The 18,803-nt window shown below is 60.4% G+C and carries 19 protein-coding genes and 3 tRNA genes; 12 read left to right on the plus strand and 10 right to left on the minus strand.

What is annotated here, in order from left to right:
• Positions 1-4: 4 nt before the first annotated feature.
• Complete coding sequence (locus B5F12_RS06550) at positions 5-640, plus strand: ATP-binding cassette domain-containing protein (protein WP_087232114.1); 636 nt, start codon at positions 5-7, stop codon at positions 638-640.
• Positions 637-1,329: a hypothetical protein gene (locus B5F12_RS06555; RefSeq protein WP_087232117.1), complete on the plus strand. Its 693-nt coding sequence runs from the start codon at positions 637-639 to the stop codon at positions 1,327-1,329. Before B5F12_RS06550 ends, B5F12_RS06555 begins: the two co-directional genes overlap by 4 nt.
• A gap of 120 nt (positions 1,330-1,449) precedes the next feature.
• On the opposite strand, the gene B5F12_RS06560 is transcribed toward B5F12_RS06555, so the two are convergent.
• Positions 1,450-1,836: a four helix bundle protein gene (locus B5F12_RS06560; RefSeq protein WP_242954911.1), complete on the minus strand. Its 387-nt coding sequence runs from the start codon at positions 1,834-1,836 to the stop codon at positions 1,450-1,452.
• Positions 1,837-1,966: 130 nt separating this feature from the next.
• A tRNA-Leu gene (locus B5F12_RS06565) sits at positions 1,967-2,053 on the minus strand.
• A 170-nt stretch (positions 2,054-2,223) separates the two neighbouring features.
• Between B5F12_RS06565 and B5F12_RS06570 the strand changes: the two genes are divergently transcribed.
• The 5 genes from B5F12_RS06570 (at position 2,224) to B5F12_RS06590 (ending at position 4,843) form a co-directional block, all read left to right on the plus strand.
• Positions 2,224-3,168: an SH3 domain-containing protein gene (locus B5F12_RS06570; protein WP_158096767.1), complete on the plus strand. Its 945-nt coding sequence runs from the start codon at positions 2,224-2,226 to the stop codon at positions 3,166-3,168.
• 61 nt (positions 3,169-3,229) lie between these two features.
• On the plus strand, positions 3,230-3,802 hold the full coding sequence (locus B5F12_RS06575) for an STAS domain-containing protein (protein WP_158096768.1): 573 nt from the start codon (positions 3,230-3,232) through the stop codon (positions 3,800-3,802).
• 105 nt (positions 3,803-3,907) lie between these two features.
• On the plus strand, positions 3,908-4,531 hold the full coding sequence (locus B5F12_RS06580) for a hypothetical protein (protein WP_087232126.1): 624 nt from the start codon (positions 3,908-3,910) through the stop codon (positions 4,529-4,531).
• A gap of 132 nt (positions 4,532-4,663) precedes the next feature.
• Positions 4,664-4,739, plus strand: a tRNA-Thr gene (locus tag B5F12_RS06585).
• Between the two features lie 19 nt (positions 4,740-4,758).
• Positions 4,759-4,843 (plus strand) — tRNA-Tyr (locus tag B5F12_RS06590).
• A 488-nt stretch (positions 4,844-5,331) separates the two neighbouring features.
• On the opposite strand, the gene B5F12_RS06595 is transcribed toward B5F12_RS06590, so the two are convergent.
• The 3 genes from B5F12_RS06595 to B5F12_RS06605 form a co-directional block, all read right to left on the minus strand.
• On the minus strand, positions 5,332-6,126 hold the full coding sequence (locus B5F12_RS06595) for an ABC transporter ATP-binding protein (protein ID WP_087232129.1): 795 nt from the start codon (positions 6,124-6,126) through the stop codon (positions 5,332-5,334).
• The gene (locus tag B5F12_RS06600) at positions 6,119-7,072 is read right to left on the minus strand and encodes an ABC transporter permease (RefSeq protein ID WP_087232132.1); all 954 of its coding nucleotides are present in this window, start codon (positions 7,070-7,072) and stop codon (positions 6,119-6,121) included. The genes B5F12_RS06595 and B5F12_RS06600 overlap by 8 nt, the downstream gene beginning before the upstream one ends.
• A 70-nt stretch (positions 7,073-7,142) precedes the next feature.
• Positions 7,143-8,135, minus strand: coding sequence for an ABC transporter substrate-binding protein (locus B5F12_RS06605; RefSeq protein WP_087232135.1), 993 nt, complete (start codon positions 8,133-8,135; stop codon positions 7,143-7,145).
• Between the two features lie 477 nt (positions 8,136-8,612).
• Here B5F12_RS06605 and B5F12_RS06610 point away from each other — a divergent pair, with 477 nt between their 5' ends.
• The 3 genes from B5F12_RS06610 to B5F12_RS06620 are packed head-to-tail and all read left to right on the plus strand — an operon-like array spanning position 8,613 to position 10,370.
• Entirely contained in the window at positions 8,613-9,275 is a 663-nt protein-coding gene (locus B5F12_RS06610) for a thymidylate kinase (protein WP_087232138.1), read from the plus strand.
• Positions 9,276-9,288: 13 nt separating this feature from the next.
• Positions 9,289-9,846: a DJ-1 family glyoxalase III gene (locus B5F12_RS06615; protein WP_087232141.1), complete on the plus strand. Its 558-nt coding sequence runs from the start codon at positions 9,289-9,291 to the stop codon at positions 9,844-9,846.
• Positions 9,843-10,370 (plus strand): 5-formyltetrahydrofolate cyclo-ligase, encoded by a 528-nt coding sequence (locus B5F12_RS06620; RefSeq protein WP_087232144.1) that lies wholly within the window; start codon positions 9,843-9,845, stop codon positions 10,368-10,370. Before B5F12_RS06615 ends, B5F12_RS06620 begins: the two co-directional genes overlap by 4 nt.
• Before the next feature lie 55 nt (positions 10,371-10,425).
• On the opposite strand, the gene B5F12_RS12010 is transcribed toward B5F12_RS06620, so the two are convergent.
• Entirely contained in the window at positions 10,426-10,593 is a 168-nt protein-coding gene (locus tag B5F12_RS12010) for a hypothetical protein (protein ID WP_164488793.1), read from the minus strand.
• 190 nt (positions 10,594-10,783) lie between these two features.
• Between B5F12_RS12010 and mltG the strand changes: the two genes are divergently transcribed.
• Both mltG and B5F12_RS06630 read left to right on the plus strand, forming a co-directional pair.
• Positions 10,784-11,899, plus strand: coding sequence for an endolytic transglycosylase MltG (gene mltG / locus B5F12_RS06625; protein ID WP_087232147.1), 1,116 nt, complete (start codon positions 10,784-10,786; stop codon positions 11,897-11,899).
• Complete coding sequence (locus B5F12_RS06630; RefSeq protein ID WP_087232150.1) at positions 11,896-13,107, plus strand: U32 family peptidase; 1,212 nt, start codon at positions 11,896-11,898, stop codon at positions 13,105-13,107. Before mltG ends, B5F12_RS06630 begins: the two co-directional genes overlap by 4 nt.
• Before the next feature lie 277 nt (positions 13,108-13,384).
• Here the strand turns inward: B5F12_RS06630 and B5F12_RS06635 are convergent, their stop codons facing one another.
• The 4 genes from B5F12_RS06635 to B5F12_RS11860 all read right to left on the minus strand — a co-directional run.
• The gene (locus tag B5F12_RS06635; RefSeq protein WP_087232153.1) at positions 13,385-14,806 is read right to left on the minus strand and encodes a 6-phospho-beta-glucosidase; all 1,422 of its coding nucleotides are present in this window, start codon (positions 14,804-14,806) and stop codon (positions 13,385-13,387) included.
• 13 nt (positions 14,807-14,819) lie between these two features.
• Positions 14,820-16,703, minus strand: coding sequence for a beta-glucoside-specific PTS transporter subunit IIABC (locus tag B5F12_RS06640; RefSeq protein ID WP_087232156.1), 1,884 nt, complete (start codon positions 16,701-16,703; stop codon positions 14,820-14,822).
• 35 nt (positions 16,704-16,738) lie between these two features.
• On the minus strand, positions 16,739-17,596 hold the full coding sequence (locus B5F12_RS06645) for a PRD domain-containing protein (protein WP_087232159.1): 858 nt from the start codon (positions 17,594-17,596) through the stop codon (positions 16,739-16,741).
• Between the two features lie 260 nt (positions 17,597-17,856).
• The coding region (locus B5F12_RS11860) for a hypothetical protein (RefSeq protein WP_158096769.1) at positions 17,857-18,803 on the minus strand (947 nt) is incomplete at its 5' end.

Consider the following 18,803-nt stretch of genomic DNA (forward strand, 5'->3'; position numbering starts at 1 on the left):
GGATATGAAACTCACCGCAGAACATGTATATAAGACCATTCACGGGGCCCCCATCCTCCAGGACGTGGACCTCACCCTGGAGGGGGGCACCATCTACGGCTTTGTGGGCCGCAACGGCAGCGGAAAGACCATGCTGTTCCGGGCCCTGTCAGGGCTGATGAAGCTGACCCGGGGCACCGTCACCCTGGACGGTCAGGTGCTGGGCCAGGACTTCGCCGTTCTGCCCAGCCTGGGCATCGTGCTGGAGCATGTGGGGATGTACCCCAACCTCACCGGGGTGGAAAATCTGCGCTATCTGGCAGGCTTGACCCGCCGGGCGGGGGAGGCGGACATCCGAACGGCCATCGAACGGGTGGGCCTGGACCCTGACGACAAGCGTACCTACCGCAAGTACTCCCTGGGCATGAAGCAGCGGCTGGCCATCGCCCAGGCCATCATGGAAAAGCCCGATGTGCTCATGTTGGACGAGCCCACCAACGGCCTGGATGACGACGGCGTGCGAAAGATCCGGGACTTGATCCTGGTGGAAAAGGCCCGGGGGGCCATCGTCCTGCTGGCCAGCCACAACCAAGAGGATATCCGCATCCTGTCCGACCATCTGTTCCGCATGGAACAGGGAAGATTGGAGGAATTGTCATGAAACCACTGCGATGGATTTCCCCCATTCTCATTTGCCTGGTGGTGGTGGGCTTCGGCCTGTTCGGGGTCAAGTACCGCTCCACCTACACCGACCTCACCGCCCAGCCCAACTACACCCAGGACTTTATGGTGGCGGAGCTCTCCGGAGAGATGTGTGCAGATGCGTGCCAGTATGCAGCCCAGGAACTGCCCAAATCCCCCATCATCGCCCGGGTCACGCCCACCGAGGAGCTGGAGCCTCTGTGTCGCGCTGCTCGGCAGAAGTTCCAGGTGCTCCAAGTATTCAAGGGGGAGGGCCTGACCCCGGGAGATACCATCTATATTGGGAAGGAACATGGCTGGAGCATCCTCCCCAACAGCAACCCCAGTTCCCTGGAGTACGGCTATACCAACGCCCCACAACCGGGGCGGGAGTACCTGGTCTTTCTCTCCGGTCAGGCAGAAATCGTAGATGGCTTCCCCACCATCCCCACCTATCTGATGCCGAATTTCGCCCGGGTCACCCCCACCCCCATCTTCTGCTATGAGGATTTTGGCACCATGGAGGTGGTGCCCTGTGATGGCTTTGGCACCTATGTCCCCTATTCCCAGGTGTCCGGCAACGAATTTTTCTCCACGACCCAAGAGGGGCTGGAGAGGATGCTGGAGCTCAAGCACTCCCTTCTGGAGCAGTACCCCAAGGGTGTATAGACATGCAAAAAGCCCCGAATGCCGCTGCATTCGGGGCAACCAAACCAAGAATCATAAAACAAAAATCCCGAATGCGCTTGCATTCGGGATTTTTTAAATATCACAACAATATAGATACCCTTATACCTGATTCTTTTTCGCTGTGTTGATGGAAGCAATGAGCAATCGCTTGACCTCGGTACATTGTTTCAAAATGGTAGGATCATCATAGTAGCCACTTTCGATGAGCAGCTCCAGCCAGTATTCGCTTTCCGAACATTCTTTCAGTGCGATTTGCAATTTTGCAATAAAATCAGCCTTTCCATGGGCATACATGGCTTCCCGGATGTTGGCACCGATGCTGGTTCCCGAGCGAATGAGTTGATTGGTCAGGACGCTTTCCCGTTTGGAGTGTTTCATCTCATTGCACACTTTGATGATTTCCAACGCAAATGCCTTGGATTTATCTTGAAGGGGACTGGCCATTGTCATCACCCCAAATATAAAATTCGTGCCGCCTTGCGGCACACCTTACTTCTTCACTATTCACTATTACTTATTCACTTCCAAAAATCGACCCATCCAGTTTAGTGAAGAGTGAAAAGTGAATAGCGAATAAGTAAAAATCGACAAGCCCCTGACGGTGCTTGTCGATTTTTGGTGCCGGTGGCCGGACTCGAACCGGCACGGTGTCGCCACCGGTGGATTTTGAGTCCACTACGTCTACCAATTCCATCACACCGGCATGGTGCGAATGGTATTATACTATATTATTTCCCATTTCGCAAGAGAAAATTTTGTTATTTTCCCTCTTCCCTCTCCGCTGCCAGACTGGAATCTACGGTTTCAGGGATTGACGAAATGGTGCAAAACGTGTACTATATGTGTATCTATGGTCAACGGAGGTATGACACCATGGTTCGTAAAAAAGATTCCAACGTGGTGCACTGTGCATCCTGCGGCGAGGATTACAGTGCCACATATAAGTTCTGTCCCTTCTGCGGCGGCGCTCAAACCCCCACCACCCAGCCCGCCATGGCCGACGAGAGCGGCTATGAATTTGACGGACAGGATGTGTTTGATCGCCCCGACGCCCAGCCCGCCGGAAAGGGCGGCAAGCGTCTGCCCGGAGCCGGCGGTCAGGCTCCCACTCCGCCCCCGCCCATCAACTGGCCCCGACTGATCACCTTCCTGTGCTCTCTGGTCATCATCGCCGCCGCTCTGGTGATGGTGTTCACCGTGGTCTACCCCCATCTGCGGGATGTGACCAACCCCGATGCCAACCCCTCCGCGTCGGTATCCGTGTCCCCCACCGCCACCCTGTCCCCTGAAGGCCTGGCTGGCATGACCCTGGACACCACCGACTTCACCCTCCAGCCCCAGCAGACCCACACCCTCACCGTCACCTTCGACCCCGCCGATTGGGAGGGCACCGTCTCCTGGACCTCTTCCGATGAGACCTGCGCCACTGTAGACGAGGACGGCGTGGTCACCAACGTCAATGCTTCCGGCACCCAGCGCCGGGCCGTGATCACCGCCACCGCAGGCAGCCAGACCGTGACCTGCACCGTGTACTGCCAGTCCACGGCTCCCGTCACCCCCGCCCCCACGGCCGAGCCCACGCCCGAACCCACTCCTGAGTCCGGTGACATCCCCAACGGCTCCAAGGGCACCATCATGAACGCCGCCAACGGCCTGCGGGTGCGCTCCGGCCCCGGCACCAGCTATGACGTGCTGGCCAGCCTGAAAAATGGCGACTCCATCACCGTGGTCTCCTACGCCGGGGACAACTGGTATGAGATCCGCTATTCCAGCACCAAGATCGGCTACATCATGGGCGACTACATCAACGCCAACTAAATTCAGCTTTTTGTACATAACACCACTGCAAGGTCCCTTGCAGTGGTGTTATGTTTCCATCTTGCAATTCTTTTCCAGCCGCTACCTCTTCTCCCACAAGCTCAAGGGCGCCACCCTGGCCTTCTTTGTCACCCTGGCCTGCACCGTGCTCTTTGACCTGTCCATCGCCATTGTGGCGGGCATGGCCCTGTGCTGCGTGATCTTCACTGTCAAGTGCGTGCAGCATGTGGAGGTGACCATCAGCGAGGTGAACCCCCAGCGGCTCCAGCGCATCAACCTGTCCTATCACCCCCGTCACTCCTCGGTGCGGGTGGTGTACATCTCCGGGGCCATTTTCTTCGGCTCTGCCGGGTATCTGGAGCGCTCCCTGGCCCAGCTGCCTTCCGACACCACCTCGGTGATTCTCTCGGTGCGGGGCGTGTCCACCGTGGACGCCACAGGCATCCAGACCTTCTCCCGGTTCATCCAGGCCCAGCAGGACCACGGCACCCGGGTCTTCTTTACCGGAGCCAGCCCCGCCTTCCGCACCGCCATGGACCGGGGCGGCGTCACCCAGCTGATGGGCGAATCCGCCTTCTACTGGAGCGCCATGGACGCCCTGTCCGACATTGCCCAAGAGAACCAAACGGTATAACTTCCCATTCCCGCCGTCCGGGGGACGGCGGGAATCTTTCTTGCAGTTTTGCCCCAGTTCTGCTATACTGGAGAAAATTCATACCTAACAGGAGGTATTTCTTTCATGCTTACCGTTGACCATATCAGTGTGATGAATCTGGAAAACGCCATGCGGGGCGCCCGCAATCCCCTCAACAGCTGGGCCCGCAGCGACAGCCACTACGACGAGCAGGGCAACTACATTCTGGGTGAAAACGACCTTGGCCTGGCCCAGCGCCTGTGCTCGGCTGGCACCGACCACCGGAAGTTCATCCGTCAGATTATGGTGTCCATGGACATCACCGCCCCCATGTACTGGTGGAAGGAGTTTGACACCTACAAGGTGGGCACCGTGGCCAACTCCACCTCTACCATGCACAAAATCCACGCCAAGGCCTTTGAGCGCAGCGACTTCAGCTGTGACCACATGACCCCTGAAACCCTGGCCCACTTCGACGGCACCATCGCCTACTTAGAGCAGGTGCGCAACCGCTATCTGGAGACCAAGGACAAGACCCACTGGTATGACCTCATCCAGCTGCTCCCCTCCAGCTACAACCAGATGCGCACCGTCACCCTCAACTATGAGGTGCTGGCCAACATCTACTATGCCCGGCGCAATCACAAGCTGGACGAGTGGCACACCCTGTGTGACGTGATTCTCACCCTGCCCTACGCCAAGGAGCTCATTGGAGCCTGCGAGAAATAAGGCGATGACAGCCCCGGAACCGGGGGTTCCGGGGCTGCTGAAAAAAACTTTGATTTTTTTGAGAAAACCTGTTGACAATAGGGGGGACCCCTGCTATAATAACCTTCGCTGCAAACGTGATGTGCCACACACGCTGGTGTAGCTCAGCTGGTAGAGCAGCTGATTTGTAATCAGCAGGTCGGGGGTTCGAATCCGTCCACCAGCTCCACGTTTCTACAATTTCATATGGAGGAGTACCCAAGTGGCCAAAGGGGGCAGACTGTAAATCTGTTGTCTTCGACTTCGATGGTTCGAATCCATCCTCCTCCACCAAAAAAGGCAACCTCAAATGAGGTTGCTTTTTTTCATCTGAGGGTGGGTTCGAAAGCCGGCTCTTAGCAGAGTGCCAGTGGCACTCTGCAACCGGCGTGGCTTTTCCGCAGAAAAGCGAATCCATCCTCCTCCACCAAAAATCCCGAATGCGAATGCGTTCGGGATTTTTACTTATTCCTTTTTCCCTCTTCCCTATTCACTAACTTCTACTGCCTGCCCGGGATTTTTGGAAAGTAAGAAGTAATAGGTAATAGTGAATAGGTGTGGTGTGCCGCCAGAGCGGCACGGATTTATATAACGTCGGATTCCCGGCAGACGGTGGTAGGGGCCGTGGCTTGCCCGGCCCGTGTCTACCCTGGCCTTGCCCTGGGGGATTCGGGAGGGGCAAGCCCCTCCCCTACGCCAGATGCCCAAGAAGTCCATCAATGGTTACGACTATTTTTCATTACAAAAGGCCGCCTGTGGAACCTCCACAGGCGGCCTTTTTGTTATCCCAGCAGCAGCTTGTCGTCCGCCTCGTCGGACCCGGTGGCCTGGCCGAACTTGGCCAGCAGGTCCTCCACGGTGAGTTTTTTCTTCTCCTCCCCGGAGATATCCAGAGCCACCCGGCCCTCGTACATCATGATGAGTCGGTTGCCGTGGGCAATGGCGTCTCGCATGTTGTGGGTAATCATCAGGGTGGTGAGGTGGTCCCGCTGGACAATGGTCTCGGTGGCATCGAGCACCTTGGCCGCCGTCTTGGGGTCCAGAGCGGCGGTGTGCTCGTCCAAGAGCAGCAGACGGGGCTTGACCAGGCTGGCCATCAACAGGGTCAGGGCCTGGCGCTGGCCGCCAGAGAGCAGCCCCACCTTGGAGGTCATGCGGTCCTCCAGTCCCAGGTCCAGCAGCTTGAGCATCTCCCGGTACTCCTCCCGCTCCGCCTTGGTGATCCCGGCGCCCAGAAAGCGGCGCTTGCCCCGGCGGGCGGCCAGAGCCAGATTCTCCTCAATCTGCATGGTGGCGGCGGTGCCCATCATGGGGTCCTGGAACACTCGGCCAATGTAGCGGGCACGCTTGTGCTCGGGCAGACGGGTCACGTCCACCCCGCCGATGGTGATGGTGCCCTCGTCCACCGGCCACACCCCGGCCACGGCGTTGAGGAGGGTGGATTTGCCCGCCCCGTTGCCGCCGATGACGGTGACAAAGTCCCCTTCCTTCAGGTGGAGGGACACGCCGTTGAGGGCGGTCTTCTCGTTCACCGTCCCGGCGTTGAAGGTCTTGTAGATATTCTCAATCTTAAGCACGGTTCACACCTCCCCGCTTCACAGGCTTGGCAAAGTACTTGCCCTTCCAGTAGGGCACCGACAGGAACACGGCCACCACCACCGCAGACAGCAGTTTGAGGTAGTTGGAGTCCATGAGGTTCAGAGACAGCACCAGCTGGATGACCATGTAGTAGATGATGGCGCCGATGGACACCGCCAGCAGCTTCAACCCGAAGTTGCGGAAGAGCTTGGAGAAGATCACCTCGCCGATGATGACGGCGGCCAGGCCGATGACGATGGCGCCCCGGCCCATGTTGGCGTCGGCAAAGCCCTGGTACTGGCTCAGCAGGGCCCCGGACAGGGCCACCAGGCCGTTGGAGATCATCAGGCCCAGCACCTGGTTGCGCCGGGTGTTGATGCCCTGGGCCCGGGCCATGGCCTGGTTGGCGCCGGTGGCACGGATGGAGCAGCCCAGCTCGGTGCCGAAGAACCAGTACAAAATCGCGATGATGACCACCGTGACCACGCCCACCACAAAGATGGGGTGCTGGTAGAAGGGGCGGGTGCCCTTCCCCACGTCCTGAACAAAGCGCAGGGACACCAGCAGCTTGTTGAGCACGTCGGGGTTAATGATGTTCAAGGCCACATTGGCCTTCATGGACATGATGGCCAGGTTCACCGACCACAGACCCAGCTGGGTCAAAATTCCGGCCAGAATGGCGGGGATGCCGCACACGGTGTGGAGCAGTCCGGTGACCAGCCCCGCGGCCATGCCCGACACCGTGGCCGCCAGCAGCGCCACCCACAGGTTGATTCCCTGGGAGAAGAGCACCACGAACACCGCACCTCCGGTGCAGAAGGAGCCGTCCACGGTGAGGTCGGCAATGTCCAGAATCTTATAGGTGAGGTAGACGCCAATGGCCATAATGCCCCAGATCAAGCCCTGGGAGATGGCACCAGGCAGGGCGTTTAAAAAATCCAGCATGGTTGTTCCTCCTTGCAATCAAGACACAAGAGAGCGAGGGGTTCCCCCGCTCTCTTGGTGATGGGTTTCCTTATTCCGCATCCAGGGCGGTGTAGCCCTCCGGAGGCGTCAGGCCCAGGTCGTCGCAGATGGCCTGGTTGTACATCTTGGTGAACTGGGGGGCGTACTCAATGGGCATCTGGGAGATGTCCGCCTCCCCACGGAGCACCTTCACCGCCATCTCGCCGGTGGTGACGCCCAGGTCATAGTAGCTGATGGACAGAGTGGCCACGCCGCAGCCCTTGCAAATGCCCTGCTCTCCGGTGAACACGGGAATCTTGGCGGGGCGGCAGATGTTATCCACGATGGAGGCGTTGGAGGCCACGGTGTTGTCGGTGGGCACGTAGATGACGTCGCTGTTGTCCGCCGCCGTCTGGGTCACCGCCGCCATGTCGTTGGAGTCGGAGAAGGCGTACTGGGTGCAGGTGTAGCCCAGCTCCTCCAGGTGCTCCTGGACGGTGTCCACCTGGTACTGGCTGTTGGGCTCCCCGGAGCAGTAAAGCAGACCCACCGTCTTGGCCTCGGGACACCACTCCTGAATCATGGCCGCCTGCTGGTCCAACGGGGCCAGGTCGGAGGTACCGGAGACGTTGGTGCCCACGGTGCCGGAGAAGTCGTCGATTTTCAACGCCACGCCGTACTCGGTCACTGAGGTGCCCAGCACCGGGATATCCCCGGTGGCAGAGGCCGCCGCCTGCAAGGCAGAGGAGGCGTTGGCCATGATGAGGTCCACCCCGCTGGAGACAAAGGTGTTGGCGATGGTGGCACAGGTGGCGGGGTCGTTGGCGGCGTACTCCAGATCAAAGGTCACCTTATCCCCAAACGCCTCCTTTAACGCGTCCTGGAACCCTTTGGTGGCCTGGTCCAGCGCCTCGTGGGGGGTCAGCTGCACGATACCGATGGTATAGCTGTCCTTCTCCCCGCCGGACTGGGTATTCTGGGAAGTCTGGCCGCCGCAGCCTGCCAGTCCCGCTGCCATGGTCAGCGCCAACAGCGCTGCGCCTGCTCTCCAACTGTGTTTCATGTTCCTTCCTCCTATCCAAATGGGCACTTCAACGCTTTTAGCCATCAAAGTGTCTGAGTCTGAACAAAGAGCCTCCCGGCTCGTTGCAAACAGTATAATGCTTTAATGCATTGATGTCAAGGGGCTATTTACACATTTGTGAACGAAAGGGAAACAACTTGGCCGGGCATGGACTTTCCCCTGGGAGTATGGTATACTGTTCAATGGTAGATTGCCAAAAAACTTCATGGTAAAGAACCCCCATCATCTCGCATCATCCAGCAGCCCTCGGCAGAGTTTTCCCATCCGCAGATGGGAAAATAAATTGAAATCACGTATTTTCCCAGGACATGCGCATGGGAAAATACACTGCTCAGCCCGCCAGTGTGGAATTGGGTCGCCCTTTGACCCAATTGTGCATGCAGCGGGCTGCATCCCCCTCGAGAAAATGCTGGCATGTTCGAGATATAAATAGGTATGCCCAAGGAGGTCAGCCCCATGGCTGGAAAACTGATCGTGTTTGAGGGAACGGACGGCTCGGGAAAGTCCACCCAATTTCAACTGTGCTGTCAGGCACTGAATGAGGCGGGGCGGGAATTCCGTACCACCGTCTATCCCCGCTACCGGGAGGAATCCTCGGCCCTGGTGCGGATGTATCTGGGGGGCGCCTTCGGCTCCCACCCCGACGATGTCAACGCCTATGCCGCCTCCACCTTCTTTGCTGTGGACCGGTACGCCGGGTACAAGCAGGAGTGGGGGGCCTATTACGAGGCCGGAGGATTGATGGTGATGGACCGTTACACCACCTCCAACGCCGTGCATCAGGCCTCCAAACTGCCGGAGGACCAGCGGGAGGCGTTTTTCCACTGGCTCTTTGATTTGGAGTACCAGCGCATGGGCCTGCCCAGCCCCGACCAGGTGATCTGGCTGGATATGCCCACCCATCTGGCGGTGGCCAACCTCCGCCGCCGGGAGGCGGTGACCCACACCCAGGCGGACATCCACGAGGAGGACAACAACTACCTCACCGCCTGCGCCCAGGCCGCCGCCCAGGCCGCCCAGCTCTACGGCTGGAAGCGCATCCCCTGTGTCAACGACCAGGGCCAGCTGCGCGGCGTAGAGGACATTCATGAGGAAATTATGCAACTGATTTTGGAATAAGGAGGACGATATCATGGTTTACATTCTGTTAGCCACTGGTTTTGAAACCGCTGAGGCCTTGGCCCCCGCCGACGTGCTGCGCCGGGGCAATGTGCCCGTGTCCCTGGTGGGTGTCACTGGCCCCACCGTCCAAAGCGCCCAGGGTGTCACCGTCACCACCGACGTGGCCCTGGCCGAGGTGACCCTGGCTCCCGGCGACATGGTGATGCTCCCCGGCGGTCTGGGTGGTGTGGACGCCCTGGAGCACAGCGAGGCCGCCATGGCCCTCATCCGCCAGGCCGCTGCCGATTCCCAGGTGTGGCTCACCGCCATCTGCGCCGCCCCCACCCTGCTGGCCCGGGCCGGGCTCATCCCCGCCGGAGGAAAGGCCGTGTGCTACCCCGGCATGGAGGGGGAGCTGGTGAAGGCGGGCGTGGAGCCCTGTATGACGGAGCCTTTCGTGGTGGAGGGACACCTCATCACCGGACGGGCCGCCGGGTCCAGCTTCGACTTCGGTCTGGCTCTGCTCACCGCTCTTTCTGGGGCTGACGTGGCCCGCCAGGTCCAGAACGCCATTCACTACATGGCATGACCCCCCAGGAGCTCAAGGAGCGGCTGCGCCGGCAGGCCGCAGCCCTTCCCCGTGCCAATGTCCCCCACCTGTTGGAGCAGTTTCTGGCTCTGCCCCAGGTGGAAGCGGCCCACACCGTGATGGTCTTCTACGGCGTGGGTCGGGAGCCGGACACCACCGCCCTCATTGACCAGCTTCTGGCCATGGGCAAGCGGGTGGCCCTTCCGGTGTGTCTGCCCCAGCGGAAAATGGAAGCCCGTATCATCACCAGCCAGGACCAGCTCATCCCCAACCACTACGGCATTCCGGAGCCGGACGGGGTGTGCCCCATCGTCCCCCAGGAGGACGTGGACGTGGTGCTGGTGCCCAACATGATGTGTGACCGGGCGGGATACCGCCTGGGCCAGGGCGGCGGCTACTACGACCGGTGGCTGAAGGGCTATACCGGGTTCACCGTGTCCGTGTGTCCCGCCGACCGATTCCAGGAGCAGCTGCCCCACGCCGAGTACGACGTGCCGGTGCAGCTGGTACTCACCGACGCCTGACAAACGCCAAGGGCGGAGAGGGGTCCCCTCTCCGCCCAACGGATACGTGCGCTTTTTAGCAGCAGCCGTCGTTGCAGCCGCAGCCGCAGTTGTTGCCACAGCCATTGCCGCAGCCACAGCCGTTGCCGCCCATGTTACCGCCACCGCAGCAGCAGCAGAGAATGAGTACCAGGATGATGATCCACCAGCAGCCGCCACCGAAACCATTGTTACCACAACACATAACAAGTCACCTCACATAAGATTTCCGGTACAGGTACCGGCTCGGACGCCGCACACCACATGGTCTGCGGCGCCGGAGTCGGCGCCCGTCCCCGTTTCTGCGTTATACTATGTGGTCACGGCGAGATTGGTTCCCCAACCTTAGAAGAAATTTTTCAGATAACCTATCCTGATGAGGAGTGAAACAAGACATGTCAGAACAACGTTCCCACGCCCCCCAGGAGCCCCAGCGACGGCCACGGGTCTCCCGCAACCAGAAGAAAACCCACCGCACCAAGGCGGCCAGCGCCCTGCTGTATGTGCTGTTCGTGGTGGGTCTGTCCGCCGTGCTGGCCACCGTGGGCTGGATCTGGGCCAACGACCTGCTGGCCCTGAACAAGGAGTACACCTCCGCCATCGTCAAGGTGGAAAACGACGAGAAGTTCAGCGATGTGGTGGATTCCCTCAAGGACAACGGCCTCATTGAGTACAAGTTCCTCTTCCACCTCTATGGCCTGTTCTCCAACGCCAGCGACAAGATCACCCCGGGCACCTACGAGCTGAACACCGATATGGACTACCGGGCCCTGGTGACCAACATGAGTTCGTCCTCGTCCACCCGTCAGACCATTGACATCACCATCCAGGAGGGCTACACCATCGACCAGATCTTCCAGCTGCTGGAGGAGAAGGGGGTCACTACGGTGGAGCAGCTCCAGGATATGTCCGCCAACTGGGACTACAACTTCAGCTGGCTCAAGGACCTGCCCCTGGGCGACTACCACCGTCTGGAGGGCTACCTCTTCCCCGACACCTACACCTTCTATCTGGGCGAGGACCCCAAGTACGTCATCAACAAGATGCTGGTGAACTTCGAGTCCAAGATGGAGGACTATATGGACCAGTTCAACGAGGAGAGCAAGTACTCCCTCCACGACATTGTCACCATCGCCTCCATGATTGAGAAGGAGACCGACGGCGAGGACTACGCCAAGATCTCCTCGGTGATCTACAACCGTCTGGAGAACACCAATGCCGAGACCCAGGGCTACCTGCAAATCGACGCCACCCTGGTGTATCTCAACGGCGGCAAGGTGCCCACTGAGGCAGACAAGGCCATTGACTCCCCCTACAACACCTACCTGTACCAGGGCCTGCCCGCTGGACCCATCTCCAACCCCGGTATGACCGCCCTGTATGCGGCTCTCAACCCGGAGAACACCAGCTACTACTACTATGTGCTCAACCCCGAGACCAAGAAGCACGAGTTCACCAAGACCTATGCCCAGCACCAGGCCCTGGTGGAGAAGTACGGAGTGGAAGAATGAAAAACGTAGAGTTATTATCCCCCGCCGGGGACATGGAACGTCTGACCATGTCCCTGGCCTACGGGGCTGACGCCGTGTATCTGGCGGGCAACGCCTTCGGCATGCGGGCCTTTGCCGGCAACTTCGACCGGGATGAGATGACCCAGGCCGTGCAGCTGGCCCACGACAAGGGGGTGCGGGTCCACGTGACCTGCAACACCCTGGCCCGCAACGATGAGATCGCCTGTCTGCCTGAGTACCTGGAATTTCTGGAGTCCATCGGTGTGGACGCCGTCATCAGTGCAGGCGTGGACGTGCTGAGCCTGGCCCACCGCTACGCCCCCCATGTGGAGGTGCACATGTCCACCCAGACGGGCATCACCAACTACGAGATGGCCCGGGTGTGGCACGACCTGGGCGCCAAGCGGGTCATTCTGGCCCGGGAGCTGTCCCTGGACGAGGCGGCGGAGATCTGCGCCAAGGCCCCCCGTGATTTGGAGGTGGAGGCCTTTGTCCACGGCGCCATGTGCGTCAGCTACTCCGGCCGCTGCCTGCTGTCCAACTATATGACCGGGCGGGATGCCGCCCGGGGCGCCTGCGCCCAGCCCTGCCGCTACCAGTACGCCCTCATGGAGGAGAAGCGGCCCGGGGAGTACTTTCCCGTGTTCGAGGAAAACGGCGAGACCTTCATCATGAACAGCCGGGACATGTGCATGATCGACCACGTGCCCGAGCTGCTTCAGGCGGGTCTGGACTCTCTGAAAATCGAGGGCCGGGCCAAGAGCGCCTACTATGCCGCCATGACCACCGCCGCCTACCGCCACGCCATTGACGCCGCGGTGGAGGGCAAGCCCCTGGAGCCCATCTGGCGGGCGGAGGTGGACAAGGTCAGCCACCGCCACTACTCCACCGGCTTCTACTACGGCCAGCCGGGGCAGTACACCGACTCCGCCCGGTACATCCGGGACTGGCAGGTGCTGGCCATCGTCACCGACTGTGATGCCGACGGCAACGCCACCCTCTCCCTGCGCAACAAGTTCACCGCCGGGGACCAGATCGAGGTGGTGGGCCCCGATGTGCCCGCCTTCCCCCTCACCGCGCCCCTCATGACCGACGGCGAGGGCTTCACCCTGGCCCAGCCCCGGCACCCACAGATGGTGTTTCACATGAAGCTCCCTCGCCCGGTGCCCCCCCTGTCGGTGGTGCGGGCCTGCCGCCCCAACTCCTAAAAGTAATCAAAAAAATGCAAGCATTTTTTTGAGGGGATGCAGCCCGCTGCATGCATAATTGGGTCAAAGGGCGACCCAATTCCACACTGGCGGGCTGAGATGTGTTTTTCCCGATGCGCATGTCCCCGGGAAAAACGGATTTCAATTTATTTTCCCATCTGCGGATGGGAAAACTCTGCCGAGGGCCTATTTACCCTAAGCCCCCCACGAACTTTTGCCTTTTGGATAATCTAAAATCCCCGGTGGGATGCGCTTGCATCCCACCGGGGATTTTCTGTTAAGTCAGGTCCTGGCCGTTGGTGGCAATCACCTTCTGATACCAGTAGAACGAGTCTTTGCGGTGGCGGGACAGGTCGCCGCTGCCGTCGTCGTGCTTGTCCACGTAAATCATGCCGTAGCGCTTGCGCATCTCTCCAGTGCTGGCAGACACCAGGTCAATGCAGCCCCAGGGGGTGTAACCCTGGAGGTCCACCCCGTCGGCCACCGCCTCGGCCATGGCGGTGATGTGCTCACGCAGGTAGTCGATGCGGTAGGGGTCGTGGATGGTACCATCCGCCCCCATGGTGTCCATGGCGCCCAGGCCATTCTCCACCACCATCAGGGGAATCTGATAGCGGTCATACAGGTGGTTGAGCACCCAGCGCAGACCCTGGGGGTCGATCTGCCAGCCCCACTCGGTGACCGGCAAATAGGGGTTTCGAATGCCGCCCAGAGCGCCGTTGCCCGTGGAGGGGTCTCCCTCCTGCTTGGTGCCCACACACCGGGAGTCGTAGTAGCTGAAGGTGTAGAAGTCCACGGTGCCCTCCCGCAGGTCCACCTCGTCCTGGGGGGTGATGTTCAAGGTGACCCCCTTCTCCGCCAGCAGGCGGCGGGCATAGCTGGGATAGGCTCCCCGCACGTGCACGTCTCCCGCCAACAGGTTGTGCAGGCGGTCCATGGACAGCTGGGTGAGCTGATCCTCCGGGGCACAGGTACGGGGGTAGACGCACATGTAGGCGATCATACAGCCCAGCCGGTTGTCCGGGTCGATCTGGTGGCCCAGGCGCACCGCCTGAGCGGAGGCCACCAGCTGGTGGTGCATGGCCTGCCAGCGGTCCTGCTCGGTGGTGGTCTCCGGGAGCATGCCTCCGGCGATGAAGGTGCCAAAGGGCACAGACAGCATGTTGATCTCGTTGAAGGTGAGCCAGCGGCGCACCTTGCCCTTGTACCGCTCCATCACCGTCTTGGCGTAGCGGACAAAGAAGTCCACCAGCTTGCGGTTTTTCCAGCCCCCATATTGGGTGGTCAGGTACAGGGGGTTTTCATAGTGGGACAGGGTGACCAGGGGCTCGATGCCGTACTTGGCCAGCTCGTCAAACACCTGGTCGTAAAAGGCCAGCCCCTCCTCGTTGGGCTGCTCCTCATCCCCCCGGGGGAAGATGCGGGACCAGGAGATGGACATGCGGTAGACCTTAAAGCCCATCTCAGCAAACAGGGCGATGTCCTCTTTCCAGTGGTGGTAGAAGTCGGTGGCCTCGTGGTTGGGGTAGAAGGCGTCAGGCTGGGCGGGGATGGTGATGCGGCGGGGGGTGTTCACCGAGCCCCCGGTGAACACGTCGTCGATGGAGGGGCCACGGCCCCCTTCGTTCCATCCACCTTCATACTGGTTGGCGGCGGTGGCGCCGCCCCACAAAAAGCCATCCGGGAAGCTCCGGTTCATGGTGTTCCTCCTTTTACAGTACGGTGAGCAGGCGTGCGCCGTGCTCAATGTTGATCTCCTTGGTGGGCACCACTTCCAGGTATTCCTCGGAGTTGGTGACGATGACCGGGGTGGTCACATCATAGCCCTCTGCCCGAAGCCCGTTCAAATCACAGGTGAGCAGCAGCTGGCCCTTTCTCACAACGTCTCCCACCTTCACATGGGGAGTAAAATACTTGCCGTTCAGGGCCACAGTGTCCCGGCCCACATGGACCAGCACCTCCAGGCCGTCGTCGCTGCGCAGGCCCACCGCATGGCTGGAATCCATCAGGGTCTCCACCACCCCGTCAAAGGGGGCGTACACTCGGCCATCGGTGGGAATGATGGCCGCACCGGTGCCCAGCACGCCGGAGGCAAAGGTCTCATCGGACACCTGGCTGAGGGGCATCAGCTTGCCGGTCATGGGGCTGTTCACCACCAGGCGCTGAGGGGCCTGCACCTGGGTGCCCTTGGGGGCGGTATTCTTGGTGGTGGTAGCCGCCTCTCCGCTGCCCTGGGGGTCACGGAAGCCCAGGATAAAGGTGAGGACAAAGGACACCACCACGGCGATGAGGCAGGTCAGGCCGATGTACAGGATGGAGCTGGGCCGTCCCGCCTCCAGGTACTGAATGGTGGTCACCAGGCCGGGGCAGGCGGTGGAAAAGCTCTTGAGCTGCATCAGGCCGGCAAAGCAGCCGGAGGCGAAGGAGGCGATGAGCACGGCGATGAAGGGGCGCTTGAGGCGCAGGGTGACGCCGTACATGGCGGGCTCGGTGATACCAGCCACCAAAGCGGAGAAGCCAGCGGCGGCGGCGGTCTGGCGCATGTTCTTGTTCTTGGAGCGCAGAGCCACGGCCATGGAAGCGCCGCCCTGGGCCAGGTTGGCGCCCAGCTGAGCCACCATCACCAGGCTGTCAAAGCCCAGGGAGCTGATGGAGGCGATGGCAATGGGGGTGAGCACATGGTGCATGCCAAAGAGCACCAGCACGGGGTAAATACCGCCGATGATGCCCACGGCCAGCCAGCCCAGATGGGTCTGAATCCACTCCAGACCGCCGGAGATGGCCTCACCGGCAATGGCTCCGGCAGGGCCCACCGCCCACAGGGCAATGGGGGCGCAGATGAGCACGATGAGCATGGGGTTGAGGAAGGTCTTGGTGATGGCGGGGGTGATGCGGTCCACCAGCTTCTCCACCTTGGACAGCACCCAGGCCATGATGATGGCGGGCAAAATGGAGTAGGGGTAGTTGGCCGCAGTCACAGGCACCCCGAACAGGGAGATGGGGTCTCCGGCAGTAAACATGGCCTGGAGGGTGGGGTGCACCAAAATACCCGCAATGGTGATGCTCAGATAGATGTTGGTGTTGAAGTACCGGGCGGCGGAAGCGGCCACCAGGATGGGCAGGAAGTAGAAGGAGCCGTCGCCAATGACGTTGAGCACCTGATAGGTGGAGCTCTCCTCAGCCAGAATCCCCAGCATGGGCAGCAGCACCAGCAGCACCTTCATCATGGCGCAGCCGATGATGGCGGGGATGACGGGGGTCATGGAACCCAGCAGGGCGTCCATCATCCGGGCGGGAATGGGCTTTTTCTTTTGCTCCTCTTCCTCCTGGACGGGCTGGCCCTTGTTCTCCAGCACCCCCATCTCCTGCAAGGCCTCGTAAACCTTGGGCACCCGGTTGCCGATGATGATCTGATACTGGCCGCTGGCGTGGACCACGCTGATGACGCCGGGGACCTCAGATACCGCCGCATCGTTGGCCAGGGACTCGTCGGCCAGGGCCAGACGCAGCCGGGTGGTGCAGTAGGTCGCCCCTAAAATATTCTCTTTGCCGCCCACATGGGCCACAATTTGTTCCGCAGTCTTCTTCCAATCCATGGTTTAATCCCTCTTTTCAACTGAATCTTCTAATCTTAATTCTCGTCCTTCAAAAGACCGTGCTTTGCCACTCTGGCAATGTGCACCGTGAGGTACAGTTCCTCCTCACGGCCCAGGTTCTGCCCTCGCAGCTGCAAAATGTAGGCTGCAATCTTTTGGGTACAGGCATAGGCCTGGGGGTACTTGACGCAGATCATATCCAGCAGATCTCCGTCATCCTCCTGGTAATAGGTGCCCAACAGCAGACGCTGGGCAAAGAACCTGACATGGGTGATAAAGCGATGGTAGGCCAGGGCCTGGGTGTCAAACTCCATCCCAAACTCCTGGTGTACGATGGTGCACACGCCGGAAATCAGCTCGGTGACCTCATACATCTGTCCAATCTCCATGCCCGTGCCAGCGTTGACAAAGTGCAGCGCCATAAAGGCCGCCTCATCCTCGGCAAAGGGCACTTCCAGGGCCTGGCGCACCATCCGGGCCGCCTCCAGCCCCACAGCATACTCCTGGGGATAGTAGCGCTGGATCTCCCAGCGCATGGAGTTGCGCAGCACCAGCCCCCGCTGGTAGCGCTGTACGGCAGAGTAGATATGGTCGGTAATGGTGATGTGAATGCTCTCATCCAAGGTCTTGTTCATGTTTTTCTCAGCCATAGAGATGATTTTCTCGCTGAGGACCATGTAGTTCATGGGGATGCGGGCAATCAGCTCCTGAAAGCGGCTGGTGTTTTCCTGAGACAGCTGGAACACCTGCTCCGCTCTGCTGCAAGGAATCCGATCTCCTCCGCTCTTTTGAAATACAATTCCCTTTCCCATGACCACAATTTCCTGGCCATTGGCATCCACCGACACAAAGGCGTTGTTGTTGAGTATGCGACGTACCACATAGGTTCCCACGGTTCATCCCCCCTTTCAGGCAAAGAAAAAAACAGGCACCACAAATAAAACCCGTTGCAATCGAGTTCTACGTGGTCTTGCCTGCCTTACCAGTTACAATCCGAATATTCAGTTGCTGGAGACAGTATAGCCCTTTTCCTCCCCCTTGTCCATTCCAATTCCATACAAAAGTACATGCGATTTTTTGGTAATTTAGTCGAATTCGGGGCTCCTCCCGAAAAACGCCCCACGGCGGGCCGTGGGGCGTTGCAGGGCTGGATTTAGTTGTAGTGGTTCCGGTCCTCCTGGGACGGCTCCGCCTCCTGCCAGGACACCTCGATGGTCTCCGGGGTGGGCTGCTGGGTCTGAGACGGCAAGGTCCGGCTGTCCCGGTCCTCCAGCATGGGTGCATTTCGGCTGGTGTGTTCGGCCAGAATCTCATCCACGCTCAGGCAAGTGCCCTGGATGATGCGGCGCTGCCGCTCCTCCTCCTGGCGCATCCAGGCCAGATGCAGGGCCTTGCGGGCCTTCACCAGGCACACCACCAGCACGATCACCGCCACCAACAGCACCACCGCCAGGGCAGCCAGGCCCACCATCAGGTAGGACACGGCGCGGTTGCTCCAGCCGGTGCGGATCTCCCGGCCAAAGAGGGTGAACACAAAGCCCTCGCTCTGGGGCTCCTCTGCCACCTCAGCCAGCACCAGGGGGGCGTCCCCCAGCTGGGTGAACTGGTAGCGCTGGAAGCTCTCCTGCTCCACGTCGTACAGGTACAGCCCCAGCTTGCCCTCCTCGTCCATGGCATAGACAATGTAGTGGTTGGGCTCCTCGGTGTCGTCGGGCACCAGCAGGGTGTGCTGCTGGCCCCCCAGCTCCATCAGGGTGGAGGTATAGCCCTGGGGCACCACCAGCTCCTGGGGCAGGTCCACCAGGGTCAGCTTGCCCGTGGACATGGCCACCGGGGTCATGGCCTGGACCTCCCGGGTCTTCTCGTTGTAGAAGTAGAAGCCTGCGGGATGTCCCTCGTCGCCAGCCAGATACACGGCCACCAGTCCACCCTCCTGGTGCACAGCGGTGGGAAGGGTCTGGCCGTCCACCTCCAGCTGGGACTGCTCAAATCCCGCCGGGACGCTGACGCCCTCGGGCAGCTGGTTGGAGACGGGCAGCTGGGTGTCGTCGGGCAGGGTGACCGTCACCTGAGGCTCCGGGGTGGCGGTGGGGGAGGGAC

It is taken from the genome of Pseudoflavonifractor sp. An176 (genome assembly GCF_002160435.1).
Classification (GTDB): Bacteria; Bacillota; Clostridia; order Oscillospirales; family Oscillospiraceae; genus Enterenecus; species Enterenecus faecium.